Genomic DNA, 20,417 nt, shown 5'->3' with positions numbered 1-20,417 from the left:
GGCGGGATGCCCCCGCCGTGGTGCCGCCGCCCGCCATGCTGGCGCCGACCGAGCGCCGCCGCACTGGCCTCGTGGTCCGGCTGGCACTGGCCGCCGCCTCCGCTGCCGTGGAGGCCGCCGGTGTGGCGCCGGAGACGCTGGAAACCGTTTTCGCTAGTTCCAATGGCGATGGCGCGGTGGTCGGCGCCATCCTGGACAGCCTCGCGGCGCCGGATGGCGAGGTCTCTCCCACTCAGTTCCATAATTCCGTGCATAATGCGGCGGCGGGCTACTGGGGCATCGGCGCGCATTCCACCAGGCCTTCCATCAGCATCGGCTGCCACCAGGACAGCTTTGCCCTGGGGCTGTTGCAGGCGGCGGCGCAGGTGGCGGGGCGGGGGGTGCCAGTGCTCTTCTGCGCCTATGACGCGCCGCTGGTGGGACCTTTGGCGCCGATGCATCCCACCGCCTTTCCCTTTGCCATGGCCTGCGTGCTGACGCCGGAGCCCACAGCCGCCACCCGCGCCGCGCTGACCCTGCGCCACCTGCCCGGCAGCGCGCCCGCCACGCCCTCTCCCTGGCAGAAGCTGGCGGAGGGCAACCCGGCCGCCCGTTCCCTGCCGCTGCTGGCCGCCCTGGCCGCCGGCGCCGCCACCACCCTGGTCTGGCCGCTGCTGGACGATGCGCGGCTGGAGGTCGAGGTCTCCCCATGCTGACAGCGCCGCTGGAGCACGACACCATCGCGGCCCTGGTGCCGCATGCCGACAGCATGTGCCTGCTCGGCCGGGTATTGGGCTGGGATGCCGAGAGCATCCGCTGCGCCGCCACATCCCATCGCGATGCCGGCAATCCGCTGCGGCGGGATGGAATGCTGCCGGCCGTCTGCGGCGTGGAATACGCGCTGCAGGCCATGGCCGTGCATGGCGCGCTGACAAGGGGTGAGGGGCCGCAGCCGCCGGGCTATCTCGCCAGCCTGCGCAACCTGACGCTCGGCGCCGCGCGGCTGGACGACGTGGCGGAGGATCTGGCGGTGGAGGCCAAGGCCCTGGCGCGGGAAGCGCGCTCCTTTGTTTATGCCTTCGAGGTCTCGGGCGGGGGCAGGGTGCTGCTGGCCGGCCAGGCCGCCATCATCCTGCCGCAGGGGGTCGCATGAAGCGCGCGCTTGTCACCGGCGGCGGCAGCCCGATCGGCGCCGCCATCGCCAGCCGCCTGGTGGCCGATGGGCTGCATGTCATCCTGCACGCCAATGCCAATATCGACCGCGCCCGCGCCCTGGCGCATGAGATCCGCGGGAATGGCGGCAGCGCCGAGGCGGTGCAGTTCGACCTGACCAATGCGGGCACCTGCGAGGCCGCGCTGAACCAGTTGCTGGAGGCCGGCCCGGTGCAGGTGCTGGTCCATAACGCCGGCACGCATGACGACGCGCCCATGGCCGGCATGACGGCGGCGCAGTGGCACGGCGTCATTGATGTGTCGCTGAACGGCTTCTTCCATGTCGCGCAGCCGCTGCTGCTGCCGATGATCGGCACGCGCTGGGGGCGGATCATCGCCATCTCCTCCGTCTCGGCCATCATGGGCAACCGGGGGCAGGCGAATTACGCGGCCGCCAAGGCGGGGCTGGGGGGTGCGATCCGCTCGCTCTCGCTGGAATGCGCGCCGCGCGGCGTCACGGCCAATGTGGTGGCCCCGGGCGTGATCGAGAGCCCCGCCGTGGAAGCGGTGATGACCAGGGAGCAGATCGCGAGGATGGTGCCCGCCCGCCGCGCCGGGCGGCCGGAGGAGGTGGCCGATCTGGTGGGCTTCCTGGCCTCCGATCAGGCCGGCTACATCACCGGGCAGACCATTTCCATCAATGGCGGGCTGGCCTGAGCGGAGGGTGTTGTCGCGCCACCGGTTGCTGCTAAACAGGCGGGGTCGTTCTGGATGAGGAACCGATGCCGCTCGACTCCACCTCCGACGCCGAGATCCTGGCGGAACGCTGCGATGTGCTGATCGTGGGCGGCGGCCCCGCCGGCTCCACCGCCGCCGCCCTGCTGGCCGCCCGTGGCCGCAAGGTGGTGATGCTGGAGAAGGAGGTGCATCCGCGCTTCCATATCGGCGAATCCCTGTTGCCGCAGAACCTGCGGATCTTCGAGAAGCTAGGGGTGGCGGAGCAGGTGCGGGCGCTGGGCGTCTTCAAGCCCGGTGCCTCCTTCATCTCGGACGAGCACGGGGCGAAGGTCTCCTTCTCCTTCGCCGACGGCATCAACAAGAACTACACCCACAGCTACCAGGTGAAGCGCGCCGAGTTCGACGAGCTGTTGTTCCGCAACGCGGCGGCGGCGGGGGCCGAGACGCATGAGGGCACCCGCGTGCTGGATGTGGCGCTGGACCCGGTGCATGGCTCCCGCGTCACGGCGCGGGATGCCTCCGGCGCCACGCGCACCTGGCTGGCGCGCTTCGTGATCGATGCCTCGGGGCGGGATACGCTGCTGGCGGGGCAGCGGGGCGGCAAGCAGCGCAACCCGCATAACAACACCGCCGCGCTCTACGGCCACTTCCGCGGCGTGACGCCCTGCGAGGGCTGCCACGAGGGCAATATCACCATCCACCTGCTGCCGCGGGGCTGGTGCTGGATGATCCCGCTGCCTGGCGGCATCACCAGCGTCGGCATCGTCAGCAGGCCGGAATTCTTCAAGACCCGGAAGGGCGCCTTCGAGCCTTTCCTGATGGAGAGCCTGCGCCAGAGCCCTTCGATCCGGGAACGGCTGGAGCAGGCGGAGCTGGTCTCCCCCGTTACCACCACCGGCAACTACTCCTACCGCGCCAGCGAGATGATGGGGCAGGGCTGGATGATGGTGGGCGATGCATTCGCCTTCGTCGACCCGGTGTTCTCCTCCGGCGTCATGCTGGCCATGGCCAGCGCGGAACTGGGGGCGGAGGCGGTGGATGTCTGGCTGGACGACCCCGCCCGCGCCGCGCCGCTGATGCGCAGCTTCGAGCGTAAGGTGCAGCGCGCCATCGCCTCCATGTCCTGGCTGATCTACCGCATCAACCGGCCGGTGCTGCGGGACATGTTCATGCAGCCCTCCAACCGCTTCCGCATGCGGGACGGGCTGGTCAGCCTGCTGGCCGGGGACGTGCATGCCAATACCAACCGGCAGCTGCCGGTGCTGGCCTTCAAGGCGACCTATGGCGTGCTCTCCGTGGCGCATCGCCTGGGTTACCGCCTGCGCGGCGGCACGCTGAGGAAAGTGGAGCCTGCCCCGCAGCCCGCCTAGATCCGTTCTTCAAAGGAATCGCTGATGCGCCGCCTGTTCGCATTGTCGTTGCTGTGCCTTGGCCTCGCCGCCTGCGGCACCACCCAGTTGCCGATGACCTACGCGCCGACGGTTCAGCCGGCCTCGGTGTCGCGCCCCGTGGTGGCCGTGGGGGCTGTGACGGACCAGCGGCAGGACGGGCGGGAGAACCCCTATTGGATCGGCACGATCCGCGACGGCTTCGGCATCCCGATGAAGCGGCTGGAGGCACCGTCCCCCGTGACTGAGGTGGTGCGCCAGGCTTTCGCCGATGCGCTGGCCGCCCGCGGCATGCTGGCCCCGGCGGCGCCGCGCTATGTGCTGAACGTGACCATTCTGCAATTCGACGCCAATCAGTACAGCCGGCGGGAAGCCACAGTCGAATTCATGGTGACGCTGACAACGAGCAGTAACGCCCAAGTGCTGACAGACCGCGAGCGTGCCTATCAGGTTGGCGGCAGCGTGATCACGCTCTCCAGAGGCATCTTCGGATCGGTGGAGGATCTGCGAGGCATCGCGCTGAGTACGATGAGCCAGGCTATCGACCGTATCCTGGATAAGCCCGGTTTTGCCGCCGCGCTGCGCTGAACGTTTCGACAAGACAAGGTGACAGCGGCGCTGTTCCGCATCACACTGGCGTCAGGGACGGCATCAATGCCGCCGGGACTCCAAGAGGAGCAGAACAGGAATGATCAGCCGCCGCCTTTTGGCTGGCAGTGCCCTGGCGGGCACCGCCACCGCACTGGCCGCCCCGGCCATCGCCCAGACCGCGCCGGAGATCCGTTGGCGCATGGCCAGCAGCTTCCCCCGCTCGCTCGACACCATCTTCGGTGCCGGCGACCATGTGGCGAAGCGCGTCGCCGCCCTGACGGACAACAAGTTCCAGATCCGAGCCTTCCCGGCCGGTGAGCTGGTGCCGGGCCTGCAGGTGGCCGATGCCGTGCAGAACGGCACGGTGGAATGCGCCCATACCGCATCTTATTACTTCACCGGCAAGGACCCGACCTTCGCTTTCGACGGCGCGGTGCCCTTCGGCCTGAACACGCGGCACACCAATGCCTGGCTGATCCAGGGCGGCGGGCGCGAGGTGCTGAGGGAGTTCTTCGAGAGCTACAACATCGTCTCCATCCCGGCCGGCAATACCGGGGCGCAGATGGGCGGCTGGTTCCGCAAGGAAATCAAGACAGTCGCGGATCTCAACGGGCTGAAGTTCCGCATCGCCGGCATTGCTGGCAGCATGATGCAGAAGCTTGGCGTCATTCCGCAGCAGATCGCCGGCGGCGACATCTACCCGGCGCTGGAGAAGGGCACCATCGACGCCGCCGAATGGGTCGGGCCCTATGACGACGAGAAGCTGGGCTTCAACCGCGTCGCGCCTTTTTATTACTACCCGGGTTTTTGGGAAGGCTCGCTGAACCTCTCCCTCTACGTCAACAAGGCCAAGATGGAGGAGCTGCCGCCCCTCTACCGGGAAGTGCTGGAAAGCGCCTGCCGCGATTCCACCATCGAGACCATGGCCAAGTACGACGTGCAGAACCCTGCCGCGCTACGCCGCCTGGTTGCGGCTGGCACGCAGCTGCGCCCCTTCCCGCGGGAGGTGATGCAGGCCTGCTACAAGGCTGCCTTCGAGCTGTATGACGAGATCTCGGCCGAGAACCCCAGGTTCAAGAAGGTCTACGAGCACTGGAAGGCCTTCCGGGACAATGAATACGGCTGGTTCCGCGTGACCGAATACAGCTTCGACCAGTTCGCCTATTTCATGTATGGGCAGGAACAGCAGCAGCGGCGCTGATGCCGGCGGCGCCGTGTGGCCGCACGGCGCCTGCCTGCCCTGATTACCAGTTCGAGGAGGAAACCGCCGGATGGGTCCCTTTCTGGCCTATAGCCGTGCGATGGACAAGGTCAGCGGTGCCTTCGGTTGGATAGCCGACTGGATGGTGCTGCTCTCCTGCGCCATCAGTGCCGGCAATGCGACAATGCGCTACACGCTCAACTACAGTTCCAATGCCTGGCTGGAAGTGCAGTGGTATCTCTTCGCCGGCATCGTGATGCTCGGCGCCTCCTATACCCTGGTGCGCAACGAGCATGTGCGGGTGGACCTGGTCTATGGCAGCCTGGGCCAGCGCGGGAAGCTCTGGGTCGATGTCTTCGGCCTCATCCTCTTCCTGCTGCCGGCCATGATCCTGCTGACCTGGATGACCTGGCCCTTCTTCCTTGATGCCTTTATCCGCAACGAGCAGTCCTCCAATGCCGGCGGCTTGCTGCGCTGGCCGGTGAAGCTGCTCCTGCCACTGGGCTTCCTGCTGCTGGTGCTGCAGGGGTTCGCAGAACTCATCAAGCGCATCGCCCTGCTCCGCGGCATCCAGCCGGCGGGCGAGGTGGTGGTCGAATACGTGCGTCCCGAGCAATAAGAACCCGGAAGCCCATCCCAGATGCTCTCCCTTGAGGTGATGCCGCCGCTGATGTTCGGCGGCCTCGTCGTGTTCCTGCTGATCGGCTTCCCGGTTGCCTTCTCCCTGGCGGCGGTCGGGCTGTTCTTCGGCTTCCTGTCGATCGAACTGGGCTTCTTCACGACGGCCTATCTTGGCAACCTGCCGCTGCGCGTCTTCGGCATCATGTCGAACGAGCTGTTGCTCGCCATTCCCTTCTTCACGCTGATGGGCGCCATCCTGGAGCGATGCGGGCTGGCCGAGGACCTGCTTGAAGGTACCGGCCAGCTCTTCGGCAAGGTGCCCGGCGGCCTGGCCTATGCCGTGATCCTGGTGGGCGCGGTGCTCGGCGCCATCACCGGCACGGTGGCGGCCTCGGTCATCGCCATGGGCATGATCTCGCTGCCGATCATGATCCGCTATGGCTATGACATGCGGATCGCCACGGGCGTCATCGCCGCCTCAGGCACCATCACGCAGGTCATCCCGCCCTCCCTGGTGCTGATCGTGCTGGGCGACCAGCTGGGCAGGTCGGTGGGCGACATGTATGCCGGCGCCATTGGGCCGAGCATTTTGCAGGTGCTGCTCTTCATCGGCTTCATCGCGGCGGTGTCCATCTTCCAGCCGCACCGGGTGCCGCCCCTGCCGGATGAGGCCCTGGGCCCGCGCGGCTGGCCGCTCATCTGGCGCGTGCTGAAGGGCATGGTGCCCTGCATCGTGCTGATCTTCCTGGTGCTGGGCACGATCTTCCTGGGCCTGGCCACGCCGACAGAGGCAGGCGCCATGGGTGCCGTGGGTGCCGTGGTGCTGGCTGCCATCAACCGCCGCCTGACCTGGCCGCTGGTGAACCAGGCCATGCAGAACACCATGCGGCTGACCGCCATGGTGATCTTCATCCTGGTTGGCTCCACGGTCTTCTCGCTCGTCTTCCAGGGCGTGGATGGCGGGCTCTGGATCGAGCATCTGCTGTCGCATCTGCCGGGCGGCCAGGCCGGATTCCTGATCTTCGTCAATATCTTCATCTTCTTCCTGGCCTTCTTCCTCGACTTCTTCGAGATCGTCTTCATCGTCGTGCCGCTGCTGGTGCCGGCGGCCGCCAAGCTGGATATCGACCTCGTATGGTTTGGCGTCCTGCTCTGCGTGAACATGCAGACCAGCTTCATGCACCCGCCCTTCGGCTTCGCGCTCTTCTACCTGCGCGGCATCGCGCCCAAGACAGTGCGGTCGCGGGACATCTACTGGGGCGCGATCCCGTGGGTGGGCCTGCAACTGATCCTGGTCGCCATCGTCATCTTCTGGCCGGAGAGCGTGACCTATTGGCTGGATAAGGGCACCGGCGTGGACCCGAGCACCGTGAAGATCGAGATCCCGTCGTCCGATATCCCGGATAGCGACGCGCCTATCACCTTCCCATGAGGCAACGGCGGGCGGGGGGTTCCCCGCCCGCCTTTTTCATCCACTCAATTGCAAATGAATTGCAATTGCAGCATCATCTGGCCGGCGCCGCTGGAGCCGGAGGAGGATGAACCGTTGACCCCGATGGATGCCTGCTATCCCGTGCTTCCGCCTCCGCCCCGCGGGAGCCCACGCCGGAAGGCGTGGCTCTGGAGCAGGTACTGCAAGCCGGCCTCCAGGCGCCCGGCTACGCCGGCTCCGCCCTGGCGCTCCGTGCTGATCCGGGGCGAGGCCCGCGCCGCCTGGGCCAACGCATTGCAGGCAGCGATGCGGGCGAGGGACCCGGAGGAGCCGCAGGCGCTACTGGGCCGGCAGCGGGCGCGCATCCTTTCCGTGCCGTTGATCCTGGCGCTGGATGTGCAGATCCAGCCGGGCCACAAAAGTCCCGAGATCGAGCAGATGCTGCCGGTGGGTGCCGCCGCGATGACCATGCTGAATGCGCTGCATGCTCTGGGCTTCGGCGGCATCTGGGCCACGGTCCCAATGCTTATGACCCTGCGGTCGCCACAACCCTCCGGCTGCCGCCGGAAGCGCGGCTTGGCGGCTTTCGCCACATCGGTACCCCGGCCGAGCCCCGCCCTGAACCCCGTCGTCCTGCCCTCGACGCCCGTGTCAGCGAATGGACCGGCCTTCTTGCCGGCTTCAGGAGAAGCAGGATGATCTATGCCGCCAATGATGCGCCGCGCAGCGTGCTGCCGCTGCTGGACAATGCGCTGCTTTGGACCATGCAGGCCTGGGTGGTCGGCTATTGCCGGGACGGCGATGTCGCGGAACGTATCGCCGATATCTACGCCGAATTGGGTGCGCCGGAAGCCGCCGGCTATCTCGATGGCTTCATGTGGGTGCTGAGCCAGGGCGCCACCCGGTTGTTGGAAGTGAACTGCGTCTGCTGTGACATCGTCAGCGCAGATGAGCGGGCGCTGCTGGATGTCTTCGCCCTGGTACAGGAACGGCAGGAGGGCGAGGCCCTGGCCCTGCTGGCCACCATGGCCATGCCGGGCGCCGCCCTGGCCGCCCGCAGCAGTGCGCTGCGCCTGGTAGCGGCACTGAATGAGGCCGGGCACCACCTGCCCGAAAGCGGCGCCGCGCTCCGCCGCCACTTGCTGGTGCCGCCGCCAGGGAAGGTGGTCATGCCCATGCCGGGGCAGTTGCAATAGCTGCCCCATAGCTCCCCAAGTACCTTGTCCCCGTTCCTGGCTGCGTCACCAGCCAGGGGCGAGCTTTCGCGAAGGGCGGAAAAGCGGCTCTTCAGATGCCGCGTGGCGTCCCTCCGCCAGCGGGAGGCACGGAACAGGCATAACCGCGCCGAAGGTTCGTCCTGCACCCCCTCTGGAAGTTGTTGGGAAGTTGGAACAACATGATGCGTCCGGCTTGGTGCCGGAGGGGGAAGCGTGTTGAGGCCCGAAATAACGCAGGAAGAACGAGGTGGCCGCCTTTATCGATGGCTGGCCTATATGCCGCATCGCACCACGGAGGCGGCCGAGCGCCTGCGCAAGCTGGAAGGTATGGTGATGGCACTGACGCCATCCACGCCTCAGCCTGCTGCCCCCTTGCCACCGCCGGCTGTCTTTCCACTCGCGATCTATGCTGGCTACAGCCAGCAGGACCTCGCTATCTTCGACCGCTTCCGTGGCATTCGGCGGGAACCTGAGCCCGGCAGCATCACCAACTTCCTGGGCGTACGATGCGAACAGAGTTCGTATCAGGCTGCGAGCACCTGGACGAAAAGATGCTCGGCCTGCCGGTGCCGGATGATGGCTGGCATTCCGAAGCGATCGAGTGGATCGGGCTGCTCAAAAGCGTGCTCTCCGCTAGGGGCCGCTGGGTCTCCATGGAACTCGGTGCCGGCTGGGGCCCCTGGTCTGCCGGCGCGGCGGCGGCGGCGCGTCACCTCGGCATCGAAGACATCAAGCTCTATGCCGTCGAGGCCGACCCTGGTCATTACCAGTTCCTGTTGCGGCATATGCGCGACAATGGGATCGACCCTGCCGCGCAACGGCTGATCCAGGCGGCAGTCGGCCCCGAGGCAGGGAAGGCGCGGTGGCCGAAGGTCCATGATCCGGCCGGTGACTGGGGCTCGCGCCCCATGGATGCGGTGGGGCAGGATGGCCAGGACCATATCGGCCGGCACTTCGAGGACTGGCTGGATGTCGATATCGTTGCCATCGGCGACCTGCTGGAGGAGCAGCCGCTCTGGGACCTGGTGCATATCGATGTGCAAGGTTGGGAAGCCAGCCTCTGCGAAGCCGCCATTGAGCGCATGAACGCGAAGGTTCGCTACGTGATTGCCGGCACACATGACTCCAAGCTGCACGGCGACCTGATGGACCTGTTCTTTCGCCACGGCTGGGTGCTGGAGAACGAGAAGCCGCCGCGGTTCACTTGGCGGCAGGGCGCCAAGTCACTGGTGGCCATGACATCACATGACGGCACCCAGGTCTGGCGCAACCCGGCGCTGAGCAGCCCGGCCTGAAGCCGGGCTGCCCTCGGGAGATCAGACCCGCTCGAGCACCATGGCGATGCCCTGGCCGACGCCGATGCACATGGTGGCCAGGGCGTAGCGCGCCTTGCGGCGGTGCAGCTCGGCCACCGCCGTCATGACGATGCGGGCGCCGGACATGCCCAGCGGATGACCCAGCGCGATGGCCCCGCCATTCGGGTTCACATGCTCGGCGTCATCAGGCAGGCCGAGGTCGCGCATCACCGCCAAGGCCTGGGAGGCAAAGGCCTCGTTCAGCTCGATGACGTCGATGTCGGCGAGGGAAAGCCCGGCCTTCTCAAGCACCTTCTTGGTCGCCGGCGCCGGGCCGAAGCCCATGATGCGCGGCGGCACGCCGGCCGTCGCCATGGCCACCACGCGGGCGCGCGGCGTCAGGCCGTAGCGGCCGGCGGCGGCTTCGCTGGCCACCAGGATGGCGGCGGCGCCGTCATTGACGCCCGAGGCATTGCCGGCGGTCACGGTGCCGCCTTCCTTGCGGAAGGGCGTGCCGAGCTTGGCCAGGCCCTCCAGCGTCGTCTCCGGCCGCGGGTGCTCATCCTTCGAGAAGATGATCGGATCGCCCTTGCGGCGCTTGATCTCGACCGGGACGATCTCCTCGTCGAAGCGGCCGGATTCCATCGCCGCCTTGGCACGCTGCTGGCTGCGGAAGGCGAAAAGGTCCTGGTCCTGGCGCGAGATCTGGAAATCCTGCGCCACGTTCTCGCCGGTTTCCGGCATGGAATCCACGCCGTACTGCGCCTTCATCAGCGGGTTGATGAAGCGCCAGCCGATGGTGGTGTCATAGATCTCGGCGGCGCGGCTGAAGGCCTCGGTGCTCTTGCCCTGCACGAAGGGGGCGCGGGTCATGCTCTCGACGCCGCCGGCCAGCATGATCTCGGCCTCGCCGGACTTGATGGCGCGGGCGGCGGTGCCGGTCGCGTCCATGCCGGAGCCGCAGAGGCGGTTGATGGTGCTGCCGGCCACGGTATCCGGCAGGCCCGCCAGCAGGGAGGACATGCGGGCGACGTTGCGGTTGTCCTCGCCGGCCTGGTTGGCGCAGCCGAAGATCACGTCGTCCAGCGCCGACCAGTCGAGGCCGGGGTTGCGCGCCATCAGCGCCTTGATCGGGATGGCGCCTAGGTCGTCGGCCCGCATCGGCGCCAGCGTGCCGGCATAGCGGCCGATGGGCGTGCGGATGGCGTCACAGATGAAAGCTTCGGTCATCAACGTTTCCTCTTTTTCAGGCCGCCAGCCGCAGCTTGGCGCCGGTCTGCGCCTGCAGCGCCTCCAGCGTCAGGCCGGGCACCATGTCCAGCACCGTGAAGCCCTGCGGCCCCACCTCGATCACGGCCAGATTGGTATAGATGCGCGTCACCACGCCCAGGGCCGTCAGCGGGTAGGAGCAGCGCTCCACCAGCTTCGGCTGACCGTCCTTGGTGGTGTGCTCCATCAGCACCCAGAGCTGCTTGGCGCCGGCGGAAAGATCCATCGCGCCGCCCACGGCCGGGGCATTATCGGCCGCCGAGGTCGCCCAGTTGGCGATGTCGCCATTCTCCGCTACCTCGAAGGCGCCGAGGACGCAAAGGTCCAGGTGGCCGCCGCGGATGATGGAAAAGCTGTCCGCCTGATGAAAGATGGAGCCGCCCGGCCGCAGCGTCACCTGCTGCTTGCCGGCATTGATCAGCCAGGGGTCGGCCTGGTCCGGGGCAGGGGCGGGGCCCATGCCCAGCAGCCCGTTCTCGGAATGGAAGATCACCTCGCGCTCCGGCGGCACGAAATCGGCCACCAGCGTCGGCAGGCCGATGCCGAGATTGACGTACCAGCCCTCGGGGATGTCGCGCGCCATGCGTTCCGCCATCTGGCGGCGGGAGAGCGCCTGGAAGGACACGTCGTTCATGCCGCCTTCTCCTGCGCCGCCGCGCCATCGACCGGCACATGCACGACGCGGTTGACGTAGATGCCAGGGGTGATGACCGCTTCCGGCGGGATGCTGCCGAGTTCCACGACCTTGTTGGCCTGCACGATCGTCATCGTCGCCGCCGTGGCCATGACCGGGTTGAAGTTGCGGCCGCTGCTGCGGAAGGTCAGGTTGCCCCAGCGGTCCGCCAACTCCGCCTGCACCAGGGCGACGTCACCCTTCAGCGCGGTTTCCAGCACGCAGCCCTTGCCCTCGAATTCGGCGGTGGGCTTGCCCTCGGCCAGCAGCGTGCCGAAGCCGGTGGGGGTGTAGAAGGCCGGAATGCCGGCCCCGGCGGCGCGCAGCCGCTCCGCCAGCGTGCCCTGCGGCACCACTTCCAGCTCGATCTCGTGGTTGCGGAAGAGTTCCTCGAAAACCACCGAGCCGGCGCTGCGCGGATAGGAGCAGATGATCTTCCGCACCCGCCGCAGCTCCAGTAGCCGCGCCAGTCCGACACGACCGGCGCCAGCATTGTTGGCGACTACGGTCAGATCCTTCGCGCCCTGCTCGATCAGCCCGTCGATCAGCGCATCGGGCTGCCCCACGGAGCCGAAGCCGCCCACCAGCACCGTGGCGCCGTCCTGAATGCCCGCCATGGCTTCCGCCATGTCACGGACCTGCTTGTTGATCATGCCATCGTCCTCCCGATCGCTGACAGCGACGTTGACTCCTTTGGGCGATTTCCGCAACGCTGTGCGCTATGCGAACAGAACCGGACAGGGCTGACACATTGGGCGGCCTGGCGCGCGGACTTGCGGTCATTGAGGCCTTCAACCCGCAGCGGCCACGCGCCAGCATCGCCGATATCGCCCGCGCCACCGGCCTGACCCGCGCCGCCGCCCGCCGCTGCCTGCTGACGCTGCAAAGTCTCGGCTATGCCGAGTTCGACGGGAAGTTCTTCACCCTGACGCCGCGCGTGCTGCGGCTGGGCGGTGCCTATCTTTCCTCCACCGCCCTGCCCGAGATCCTGCAACCCGAGTTGGAAGCGGTGCGGGAGGCAGTGCATGAATCCTGCTCCGCCGCCATCCTGGACGGGCCAGACGTGATCTACGTGGCGCGCAGCGCCGCGCGGCGGATCATGTCGGTCTCGCTGGGGGTTGGTAGCCGGCTGCCGGCGCATTGCACCTCGCTTGGGCGCGCGTTGCTCTCGATGCTGCCGGAGACGCGGCTGGAGGCTTTCCTGGCCAACCTGCCGCCGGAGGCGGCCGGGCATACCCGTGTCGCCGTGGTGGCCGCGCGCACCCTCGGCCATGCCTTGGTGAATGAGGAACTGGAGCCCGGCCTGCGCTCGGTGGCCATGCCGGTACGGGACATGCGGGGCCGCTGCGTCGCCGCCATCAACATCGGCGCCCATGCCGGCCGCGCGACGGATGAGGTGGTGGAGACGCTCTTCCTGCCCGCCCTGCGCCGCGCCGTGGCCCGGCTGGCGGAGCGCATTCCCGGATAAGGAAAGGGCGGGATGGTTACCCATCCCGCCCTTGCTCGTTTCTTACGCCAGGAAGGAGCGAAGCGCCCGGCCCCGCCGGGACTGCTGCAGCTTCTTCAGCGCCTTCGCCTCGATCTGGCGGATACGCTCGCGGGTCACGTTGAAGGTGCGGCCCACCTCTTCCAGCGTATGCTCGTTCTCGGCACCGATGCCGAAGCGCATGCGCAGGATGCGCTCCTCACGCGGAGAGAGGCCGGAAAGCACGCTGGTCGCCGCGTCACGCAGGCTGGAACGGGCCGCCGCATCGAAGGGCATCACCGCGTTCTCGTCCTCGATCAGGTCGCCCAGGCGGCCGTCATCCTCTTCGCCGATCGGCGCTTCCAGGCTGATCGGCTCGCGCGCCAGGCGCTGCACCGTCCGCACCTTGTCGGCCGACATGCCCAGCTCACCCGCCAGCTCTTCCGGCGTCGGCTCACGGCCCGCCTTCTGGGCGAAGCGGCGGCTGGTGCGCGCCACCTTGGCCGCTGTCTCCGTCATATGCACGGGGACGCGGATGGTGCGGGACTGGTCGGCGATCGAACGCGTGATCGCCTGCCGTACCCACCAGGTGGCGTAGGTGCCGAACTTGAAGCCACGGCGCCAGTCGAACTTCTCGACCGCGCGCATCAGGCCGATATTGCCTTCCTGGATCAGGTCGCCAAACATCAGGCCGCGGTTGCGGTAGCGCTTGGCGATATGCACCACCAGGCGGAGGTTGGCCTGGACCAGCTCCTCCTTGGCGCGGCGCATCTGACGCTCGCCCTGGGCCACCGCATTGCAGACCTCGCGCAGGCGCGGCGCCGGCAGGCCGTTCTCGGTCTCCAGCTTGGCGATCTCGCCACGCACCTTCATCAGCTCGGCCTGCAGGTCCACCACCGGGGCGCCACGGCGGCGCGGCTTCTCCAGCTTCAGGATCGGCGCGATGGTATCCACGCTGCCGTCCCAGATCCGCAGAAAGTCGGTGGCCGAGACGCCGGCCGACTGAGCAGCGCGGGAGGCGCGGCCGTCCAGCGCCATCAGCTTCCGCTTGGCTTCGCGGACGGTGGCCACCAGCTGGTCCAGCCGCGCCGGGCGCAGGTGGACATTGGCCAGCAGGCTCGCCAGCTCCAGCTTCAGCGCCTGGGCTTCCTCGCCAGCAACCTGCGGCAGGCGCTTGCGGGCCTCGAACAGCGCCTCGAAGGAAGCCAGGACCTCTGGCTTCATCTTCTCTTCCAGGGTCGAGTGCAGGCCGGGCTCGGCCTCGTCGCCCTCTGGGCTGGCCTCGACGGACTGCGCGGCATCGGCGGCGGCCATGGCCTCCACTTCCACCATGTCGCGCAGCGGCGCCTGACCCTGCACCATGGCGTCGTACCAGGAGGTCAGCATGGTGAAGGTGCCGGGGTGCTCGCACAGGCCCGCCAGCATGTCGTCGCGGCCGGCCTCAATCCGCTGGGCGACGGCGATCTCCGCCTCGCGCGTCAGCAGGTCCGTGCCGCTCATCTCGCGCAGGAACATCCGCACCGGGTCATCGGTGCGGCTCATCGTCGCTTCGTCGACGTTGCCGTCCGAGCCCTGGCCGTCACGCGCCGCGGCGGCGCCATCCTCGGCGGAAACCTCGGTGCCTTCCTCGGCGTCCTCGGCCTCGTTCGGCTCCTCGTCGGGCTCGGGCTGGCCCTCGTCTTCCTCACCCACCCAGCGGCTGGGAGCCTCGGCGGGGGTATCACCCTCACGGCGGCCCCAGGCGCCTTCGTGGAAGTTCTCGTAGGAGCCCGTGCGCGCACGCAGGGTGGGCTCGCTTTCCACTTCGTCCTGATCCATCGCCGCCTGCGTAAACATCCCGTCCATGCTCAGACACGCGCCCTTTCTATCTTGGGGAAGCGGAGGACCGCCCCGCCGGCCGCCGGCACCCGGCCCGCCGACAACAGGACGCCCATCGCCGCAGGGGAGCGGGAAGGCATTCCGACATCGAGGGGAGGGCGCGATTCCGCGACCGGCGCCATACATAAGGAGTAAGACGACCGAACACACCCCTAAACTGTCATATTGCCTATTCGTTGCCGATGATCAGGCATGCGGAAAGAACAGGCACAGCGGGGCCATGGGTCAGACAAGGCCTGTTTCAGGCTTCCGCGCAAGCGGGACAAGCTGTCTTTGGCGCCTACGGGGCGGGGACGCAAGTGGTGGATGCGCCGCCGCGGATGATGCGGAAAAGAACAGGCTGCCTAGAGAAGCATCACCCCATGGCTGCGGGGAAACAATTTGGCTGCGCTGTGAACAGAATCCTGCTTGCTCATCCTGGCGGCCGGAGCGGAGAGTAAGACCCTTACCTCCTATCCTTCCAGCGGATGAAACGCTTGGCCGCCGAAGTTGAAGCAGACAGCAGTCTCCGTACCTTGTCGCGGGCTTCCAGCCTGCTGCGGCATCTGGCCGGCGCGCCCATGCGCTGCTGGCGGCTCACCGATCTCGCCATGGCGTCCGGCCTGCATAAGGCAACGGTACACCGCCTGCTGGGCGGGCTGATGGCGGAAGGCCTGGCCCAGTCCATCCCCGGCGGATACACGCTGGGGCCACAGGCCTGGCTGATCGGCCGGGCGGCGGCCCAGCGCTTCGACCTGAGCAGCTTCGGCACCCCTCTGTTGCGGCGAATCGCCGATGAAACCGGCGACGTGGCGCTGCTGGCGGTGCTGACCGGCCACCATGCCCATTGCGTGGCGCGGGAGGAGGGCGATTCGCCTATCCTGCCGACTTCCATCCGCGTCGGCGCGGTGCGGCCGCTGGGTTGCAGCGCCCATGCCCTGGCGCTGCTGGCGGCGCTGCCCGATGCGGAGATGGAGCGCGCCATCGCCGCCACCGCGCCGGAGCGGATTGGCCGTTATGCGCCCATCACCGACGAATACCTGCGCGCCGGCGTCGCCGAGACCCGCGCCCGGGGCTTTGCCGTGAACGAGGGCGTGATCGTCAGCGGCATGACCGCGCTGGCTGTGGCGGTGCGGGATGCCTGGGGGCGGCCGATTGCCGCCATCAGTTGCTCGGCCATCGCGGAGCGGCTGCTGCCCGAGCGTCGCCCTGATGTGGTGGCCCTGCTGCGGCAAGAGGCGCGGAAGCTGGAGGCGCGGCTGCATCCCGTCAGCGCCGAACCGGCCTGAAAGAATAATCACGCTCGCAAATCTGTGGAATCCGGTTGCTGCCCGAAGGCTGATCCGGGCAGCAGCATGCCACAGGCGCGCCTGGAAGGGTCGTAATAAGCGCGCATGGAATGGTGATTTGCAAATCAACACCAAAAGAATAGGGTAATAGGCGGATCACCCCCAAAGGCTGCCTGACCTTGCAGAGTTCCGCCATGTCCTTCGCCTTCGCGCCACGATCCTCCGGCGCCGACCTTGCCGCGCTGAGCAGGGACTTCGCGAGCCGTGCCGATGCGCATGACCGCGACGGCAGCTTCCCGCACGAGAATATGGCCAAGCTGCACCGGGCCGGGCTGCTGGCCCTGACGGTGCCGCGCCAGAATGGCGGAGCAGGCGCCGGCCTGACCGAGGCGGCGGGGGCCATTGGTGTCGTGGCACAGGGCTGTGCCTCCACCGGCCTGGTCTTCGCCATGCAACTGACCCACCAGGCGGCGCTGGCGCGCGAGGAGCTGGTGCCGCATGCATTGCGGACCCGCGTGGCCATGGATGCGGTGCGCGAGGGTGCGTTGCTCAATGCCTTGCGGGTGGAGCCGGAGATGGGCTCGCCCTCACGCGGCGGGCTGCCGCAGACCATCCTGCGGCGGCAGCCGGATGGCAGCCTGCTGCTGACCGGCCGCAAGATCTATTCCACCGGGGCGCCGGGTCTGGCCTGGATGCTGGTCTGGGCGCGCGACGATGCGGAAGAGCCGCGTGTCGGCCCGGTGCTGGTGCCCGCCCGCGCACCGGGCGTGCGGATCGTCGAGAGCTGGGACCACATCGGCATGCGGGCCACCGGCAGCCATGACGTGGTTTTCGAGGATGTCAGCCTGCCTGCCTCCCATGCCGCGGCCCTGCGGCCGCCGGCGGCCTGGCTTGGTACCGATCCGGGCTTCGGTAGCTGGAACGCCGTGACCCTCGGTGCGCTTTATTCCGGCATCGCACGGGCCGCGCGCGACTGGATCATCGGCTTTCTGCGGGAACGGGTGCCAAGCGGGCTGGGCAAGCCGCTGGCCACCTTGCCGCGCATGCAGGAGAAGGTGGGGGAGATCGAGGGGCTGCTGGCCGCCAATGCGCGGCTCATCACCTCCCTGGCCCATGACTACGACACTGGCCGCCCCGCCGCGATGACGGAAGCACATCTGCTGAAGGCGGTGCTGATCGAGAATGCGGTGCGGGCGGTGGAGATCGCTGCTTCCCTGGCCGGCAACCATGCCCTGAGCCGCCGCAACCCGATCGAGCGGCATCTGCGGGATGTGCTCTGCGGCCGCGTCCATGTCCCCACGTCCGAGGCGGCCCAGACTGCCGCCGGCCGCGCGGCGCTGCTGCCCTGAAACGGGGGGGAGGCCCCCTCAGGTCTCCTCGGCCGCCGGGGGCGTGGCGGCGGGGCGGCGCCAGTATTGCACCAGCTTGAAGCCAAGGTAGAGCACCACGGCCACTCCGATGGAGCCGAGCGCGTAGATCGTGCCCTTTTCCCCCAGCCAGCCGACGATGTACCAGCCGGCGCTGACAAAGGAGGCGGCCCAGAGGCCCGCCGCGATGAAATTCAGGCAGGCAAAGCGCAGCCAGGGCATCTTCGCCACGCCGCAGGCGGCCGAGGCCACGTTCCGGACGCCATAGACGAAGCGGAAGGTCAGCACGAAGAGGACGCCGTAGCGCTCCAGGAAGGAGATGGCGCTGGCCATCTTGCGTTCCGCGCCCGGAATCTTGCGCACGGCGCGGGTACCGTATTTTCGGCCCAGGGTGAACCAAAGTTGGTCTCCCAGGAAGGAGCCGATCCAGACCGACATCATCAGCAGCCAAGGGTCTATCAGGCCCGTGGCGCGTCCTGCGGCGGCCGCCAGCAACACAAAAGTCTCGCCTTCAAAGAAGGCCCAACCGGCGGCGGCCAAATAGGCCAGTGCACCCCAGTCCGCCCAGAACTCCGCCACTCGTATTCATCTCCCCGGCCAGAAGCGGATGGAAGGCGACGATGCCCTAAACAGGCCTCCGAAGGAATAACTCTCTCACAGCCATGTGAGCCTTTTCGCGACATGGCGCCAGTTTTGAGCCATGGGCGGAGGCAGTCGGCTCTTGCGGCTGGCGGAAGAGCGGAAAGGAGCAAGAGCCGCTGAGTTTCACTCGGTGATACCAAAAGGCTCATGCAACTCAGAGGGCGCGAATCGTGCGCGCCGGTGGCATCCGCCTGGCGCGACCCGCGACGCCTTGGCGGCCGATCGTGCTCCGGCTTGCGCGCCGAATGGGCGGTGCGGCCATTTTCCGCCCGGATTCCGGGCGCTTCCGTCCCTGAGAGCCTTGGCTTGGCCGATTACCGGGTTGCCCGCGTTTCACCGTGCTGATCATGATGCCACACCAAGAAGAAGGGGGGCTCACATGACCAGATGGATCGGGACGATGCTCGGCGTCGCCAGCCTGACCGCGGCAGCGATGCCGGCCATGGCGCAGGGCAATGGCCAGATCACCGTGATGGCTTACGGTGACTCTATCTTCAAGGACAACTACGTCTCGGCCGTGATCGAGCCTTTCCAGAAGGCCAGCGGCACGCAGGTGCAGTATTTCGCCAATCCCGGCAGCGCCCAGATGCTCGGCACCCTGCGGTCCCAGAAGGGCGACCCGCAGGTGGATGTCGTCATCATGGACACCACCACCGCCGCCCTGGCCTGCGCCGAGGGGCTGGTCGAGAAGGTGACGCCACAGCAGCTTCCGGTGCTGAACGACATCGCGCAGCAGGCGCGGGATGCCGGCGGCGAATGCGGCCCGGGCGTGACCTTCGACAACCTGGTCATGATCTACAACACCGAGAACGTGAAGACCGCGCCGACGGGCTTTGCCGACATGGCCGTCCCGCAATGGCGCGGTCGCGTTGGCCTTGGTGGGCCGCCGAATATCCAGGGCCTGGCGCTGACGGCCATCCTGGCCCATGCCAATGGCGGCAAGTGGAGCGACATCTCCAAGGCCCTGCCGGCGCTGAAGGCCATCGCCGCCAATACCCAGACCTTCGACCCGAAACCCGATGCCGTGACGGTGGTGGTCAGCGGGCAGGTGGACTTCACCACCAACTGGAATGCCCGCTCCCAGCTGGCGAGCATCCAGTCTAGGGGCCGCGTCGGCGTGGTGCTGCCGAAGGAAGGCACCGCCTTCCAGATCAACACCATCAACGTGGTTGCCGGCAGCAGGAACGCCGCCCAGGCGCGCGCCTTCATGGCCTACGCCCTGGGCACCGAGGCGCAGAAGGCCTTCACCGAGCGCGTCTTCTATGGCCCGACCAATACCAAGGCTCAGATCGCGCCCGAGGCGCTGAACCGCACCGCCATGGCGCCGCAATACCGCGACAGCATCGTGAACATCGACTGGGCCGAGATGCAGAAGCTGCGCGACAGCTGGAACCAGCGCTGGCGGCGCGAGGTCGTGACGGCGGCGCCGTGACCTTGGCTGCCACCGATAGCGCGCCGCATCTGCGGCTGGATGGCCTGGTCCGCCATTATGCCGGCGCGCCCGCGCCGGCGGTGGACCAGGTTTCGCTGGGCCTGCCACGCGGCGCGCTGCTGGCCCTGCTGGGGCCCTCGGGCTGCGGCAAGACCACCACGCTGCGCATGATCGCGGGGCTGGAGACACCGGATGCCGGCCGCATCATGGTCGGCGGGCGGGATGTCACCGCGCTGCCGCCGCACAAGCGGCACATGGGCGTGGTCTTCCAGTCCTACGCGCTCTTTCCGCACATGACCGCCGCCGGCAACGTGGCCTTCGGGCTGGAGATGCAGGGCATGCCGCGCGCCGAGCGCGCTCGGCGTGCCGAGGCGGCGCTGGAACTGGTGGGCCTTTCCGCCCTGGCCACCCGCAAGCCGCGCCAGCTTTCCGGCGGCCAGCAGCAGCGCGTGGCCCTGGCCCGCGCCCTGGCCATCGAGCCCGACCTGCTGCTGCTGGACGAGCCGCTCTCCGCGCTGGACGCCAAGCTGCGGGAAGGGGTGCGGGACGAGATCCGCGCCCTGCAGCAGCGGCTTGGCACCACCACGGTCTTCGTCACCCATGATCAGGTCGAGGCGCTAGCCATGGCCGACCTCGTGGCGGTGATGAATGCCGGCAGGGTCGAGCAGCTTGCCGCCCCCGAGGAGATCTTCGAGCGCCCGGCCACGCGCTTCGTCGCCACCTTCGTCGGCCGCGCCGCGCGCATCAGGGGCGTGCTGGAACCCGGCGGGGTGCTGCGGGCGGAGGGCGGCGCCGCGCTGCGCGCCGCC

Annotated in this window: 21 protein-coding genes; 16 read left to right on the top strand and 5 right to left on the bottom strand. The window is 67.9% G+C overall.

Annotated features, from left to right (window positions below; all coding sequences use genetic code 11):
* From IBL25_RS15455 to IBL25_RS15410, 11 genes are all read left to right on the top strand, one after another.
* Positions 1-695 (top strand): beta-ketoacyl synthase chain length factor (locus IBL25_RS15455; protein WP_187779439.1); only part of this gene is annotated, 695 nt, incomplete at its 5' end.
* Positions 689-1,132, top strand: a complete 444-nt coding sequence (locus IBL25_RS15450) for a 3-hydroxylacyl-ACP dehydratase (protein WP_187779438.1) — start codon at positions 689-691, stop codon at positions 1,130-1,132. The genes IBL25_RS15455 and IBL25_RS15450, both read left to right, overlap by 7 nt.
* Positions 1,129-1,848: a 3-oxoacyl-ACP reductase FabG gene (gene fabG / locus IBL25_RS15445; RefSeq protein ID WP_187779437.1), complete on the top strand. Its 720-nt coding sequence runs from the start codon at positions 1,129-1,131 to the stop codon at positions 1,846-1,848. The genes IBL25_RS15450 and fabG overlap by 4 nt, the downstream gene beginning before the upstream one ends.
* Before the next feature lie 65 nt (positions 1,849-1,913).
* On the top strand, positions 1,914-3,239 hold the full coding sequence (locus IBL25_RS15440; RefSeq protein ID WP_187779436.1) for an NAD(P)/FAD-dependent oxidoreductase: 1,326 nt from the start codon (positions 1,914-1,916) through the stop codon (positions 3,237-3,239).
* 24 nt (positions 3,240-3,263) lie between these two features.
* On the top strand, positions 3,264-3,845 hold the full coding sequence (locus IBL25_RS15435; protein WP_187779435.1) for a YajG family lipoprotein: 582 nt from the start codon (positions 3,264-3,266) through the stop codon (positions 3,843-3,845).
* A 100-nt stretch (positions 3,846-3,945) separates the two neighbouring features.
* Entirely contained in the window at positions 3,946-5,049 is a 1,104-nt protein-coding gene (locus tag IBL25_RS15430; protein WP_187779434.1) for a TRAP transporter substrate-binding protein, read from the top strand.
* A gap of 70 nt (positions 5,050-5,119) precedes the next feature.
* Complete coding sequence (locus IBL25_RS15425) at positions 5,120-5,668, top strand: TRAP transporter small permease subunit (RefSeq protein ID WP_187779433.1); 549 nt, start codon at positions 5,120-5,122, stop codon at positions 5,666-5,668.
* A gap of 21 nt (positions 5,669-5,689) precedes the next feature.
* Positions 5,690-7,102, top strand: coding sequence for a TRAP transporter large permease (locus tag IBL25_RS15420; RefSeq protein ID WP_187779432.1), 1,413 nt, complete (start codon positions 5,690-5,692; stop codon positions 7,100-7,102).
* 54 nt (positions 7,103-7,156) lie between these two features.
* Positions 7,157-7,801, top strand: a complete 645-nt coding sequence (locus IBL25_RS26945) for a nitroreductase family protein (RefSeq protein WP_367615617.1) — start codon at positions 7,157-7,159, stop codon at positions 7,799-7,801.
* Complete coding sequence (locus IBL25_RS26940; RefSeq protein WP_238940462.1) at positions 7,798-8,298, top strand: hypothetical protein; 501 nt, start codon at positions 7,798-7,800, stop codon at positions 8,296-8,298. The genes IBL25_RS26945 and IBL25_RS26940 overlap by 4 nt, the downstream gene beginning before the upstream one ends.
* Before the next feature lie 572 nt (positions 8,299-8,870).
* Positions 8,871-9,614 (top strand): FkbM family methyltransferase, encoded by a 744-nt coding sequence (locus tag IBL25_RS15410; RefSeq protein ID WP_187779431.1) that lies wholly within the window; start codon positions 8,871-8,873, stop codon positions 9,612-9,614.
* A gap of 21 nt (positions 9,615-9,635) precedes the next feature.
* Here the strand turns inward: IBL25_RS15410 and pcaF are convergent, their stop codons facing one another.
* From pcaF to IBL25_RS15395, 3 genes are read right to left on the bottom strand one after another with little or no spacing between them, the layout of a single operon-like run.
* Positions 9,636-10,844 carry a 3-oxoadipyl-CoA thiolase gene (gene pcaF, locus IBL25_RS15405; protein ID WP_187779430.1) on the bottom strand — a complete coding sequence of 403 codons (1,209 nt, stop codon included), beginning with the start codon at positions 10,842-10,844 and terminating at the stop codon, positions 9,636-9,638.
* A 16-nt stretch (positions 10,845-10,860) separates the two neighbouring features.
* Positions 10,861-11,517: a 3-oxoacid CoA-transferase subunit B gene (locus IBL25_RS15400; protein ID WP_194433733.1), complete on the bottom strand. Its 657-nt coding sequence runs from the start codon at positions 11,515-11,517 to the stop codon at positions 10,861-10,863.
* Entirely contained in the window at positions 11,514-12,209 is a 696-nt protein-coding gene (locus tag IBL25_RS15395) for a 3-oxoacid CoA-transferase subunit A (protein WP_187779429.1), read from the bottom strand. The genes IBL25_RS15400 and IBL25_RS15395 overlap by 4 nt, the downstream gene beginning before the upstream one ends.
* Positions 12,210-12,307: 98 nt before the next feature.
* On the opposite strand from IBL25_RS15395, the gene IBL25_RS15390 reads away from it, so the two are divergent.
* A complete protein-coding gene (locus IBL25_RS15390; protein WP_238940461.1) occupies positions 12,308-13,024 on the top strand; it encodes an IclR family transcriptional regulator domain-containing protein in 717 nt (238 codons plus the stop codon).
* A gap of 42 nt (positions 13,025-13,066) precedes the next feature.
* Here IBL25_RS15390 and rpoD read toward each other — a convergent pair whose 3' ends face one another.
* Positions 13,067-14,839 (bottom strand): RNA polymerase sigma factor RpoD, encoded by a 1,773-nt coding sequence (rpoD, locus tag IBL25_RS15385; protein WP_238940460.1) that lies wholly within the window; start codon positions 14,837-14,839, stop codon positions 13,067-13,069.
* Positions 14,840-15,414: 575 nt separating this feature from the next.
* Between rpoD and IBL25_RS15380 the strand changes: the two genes are divergently transcribed.
* Entirely contained in the window at positions 15,415-16,167 is a 753-nt protein-coding gene (locus tag IBL25_RS15380; RefSeq protein ID WP_187779426.1) for an IclR family transcriptional regulator, read from the top strand.
* A 179-nt stretch (positions 16,168-16,346) separates the two neighbouring features.
* A complete protein-coding gene (locus IBL25_RS15375; RefSeq protein WP_238940459.1) occupies positions 16,347-17,516 on the top strand; it encodes an acyl-CoA dehydrogenase family protein in 1,170 nt (389 codons plus the stop codon).
* An 18-nt stretch (positions 17,517-17,534) separates the two neighbouring features.
* Here IBL25_RS15375 and IBL25_RS15370 read toward each other — a convergent pair whose 3' ends face one another.
* Positions 17,535-18,113: a DedA family protein gene (locus IBL25_RS15370; protein ID WP_187779425.1), complete on the bottom strand. Its 579-nt coding sequence runs from the start codon at positions 18,111-18,113 to the stop codon at positions 17,535-17,537.
* Positions 18,114-18,555: 442 nt separating this feature from the next.
* Here IBL25_RS15370 and IBL25_RS15365 point away from each other — a divergent pair, with 442 nt between their 5' ends.
* Entirely contained in the window at positions 18,556-19,608 is a 1,053-nt protein-coding gene (locus IBL25_RS15365; RefSeq protein ID WP_187779424.1) for an extracellular solute-binding protein, read from the top strand.
* A gap of 2 nt (positions 19,609-19,610) precedes the next feature.
* On the top strand, positions 19,611-20,417 hold an 807-nt coding region (locus tag IBL25_RS15360), incomplete at its 3' end, for an ABC transporter ATP-binding protein (RefSeq protein ID WP_408897636.1).

Source organism: Pseudoroseomonas ludipueritiae, from assembly GCF_014490445.1.
Taxonomy (GTDB): domain Bacteria; phylum Pseudomonadota; class Alphaproteobacteria; order Acetobacterales; family Acetobacteraceae; genus Pseudoroseomonas; species Pseudoroseomonas ludipueritiae.
Note: the sequence above shows the minus strand (reverse complement) of the source record. Positions and strands in the feature narration are given on the sequence as shown.

What these genes read in the sequence shown, in the direction of transcription:
- IBL25_RS15450 (WP_187779438.1), top strand. Translation starts at nt 689, where the DNA reads ATGCTGACAGCGCCGCTGGAGCACGACACCATCGCGGCCCTGGTGCCG.
- fabG (WP_187779437.1), top strand. Translation starts at nt 1,129, where the DNA reads ATGAAGCGCGCGCTTGTCACCGGCGGCGGCAGCCCGATCGGCGCCGCC.
- IBL25_RS15440 (WP_187779436.1), top strand. Translation starts at nt 1,914, where the DNA reads ATGCCGCTCGACTCCACCTCCGACGCCGAGATCCTGGCGGAACGCTGC.
- IBL25_RS15435 (WP_187779435.1), top strand. Translation starts at nt 3,264, where the DNA reads ATGCGCCGCCTGTTCGCATTGTCGTTGCTGTGCCTTGGCCTCGCCGCC.
- IBL25_RS15430 (WP_187779434.1), top strand. Translation starts at nt 3,946, where the DNA reads ATGATCAGCCGCCGCCTTTTGGCTGGCAGTGCCCTGGCGGGCACCGCC.
- IBL25_RS15425 (WP_187779433.1), top strand. Translation starts at nt 5,120, where the DNA reads ATGGGTCCCTTTCTGGCCTATAGCCGTGCGATGGACAAGGTCAGCGGT.
- IBL25_RS15420 (WP_187779432.1), top strand. Translation starts at nt 5,690, where the DNA reads ATGCTCTCCCTTGAGGTGATGCCGCCGCTGATGTTCGGCGGCCTCGTC.
- IBL25_RS26945 (WP_367615617.1), top strand. Translation starts at nt 7,157, where the DNA reads ATGAATTGCAATTGCAGCATCATCTGGCCGGCGCCGCTGGAGCCGGAG.
- IBL25_RS26940 (WP_238940462.1), top strand. Translation starts at nt 7,798, where the DNA reads ATGATCTATGCCGCCAATGATGCGCCGCGCAGCGTGCTGCCGCTGCTG.
- IBL25_RS15410 (WP_187779431.1), top strand. Translation starts at nt 8,871, where the DNA reads ATGCTCGGCCTGCCGGTGCCGGATGATGGCTGGCATTCCGAAGCGATC.
- pcaF (WP_187779430.1), bottom strand. Translation starts at nt 10,844, where the DNA reads ATGACCGAAGCTTTCATCTGTGACGCCATCCGCACGCCCATCGGCCGC.
- IBL25_RS15400 (WP_194433733.1), bottom strand. Translation starts at nt 11,517, where the DNA reads ATGAACGACGTGTCCTTCCAGGCGCTCTCCCGCCGCCAGATGGCGGAA.
- IBL25_RS15395 (WP_187779429.1), bottom strand. Translation starts at nt 12,209, where the DNA reads ATGATCAACAAGCAGGTCCGTGACATGGCGGAAGCCATGGCGGGCATT.
- rpoD (WP_238940460.1), bottom strand. Translation starts at nt 14,839, where the DNA reads ATGGATCAGGACGAAGTGGAAAGCGAGCCCACCCTGCGTGCGCGCACG.
- IBL25_RS15365 (WP_187779424.1), top strand. Translation starts at nt 18,556, where the DNA reads ATGACCAGATGGATCGGGACGATGCTCGGCGTCGCCAGCCTGACCGCG.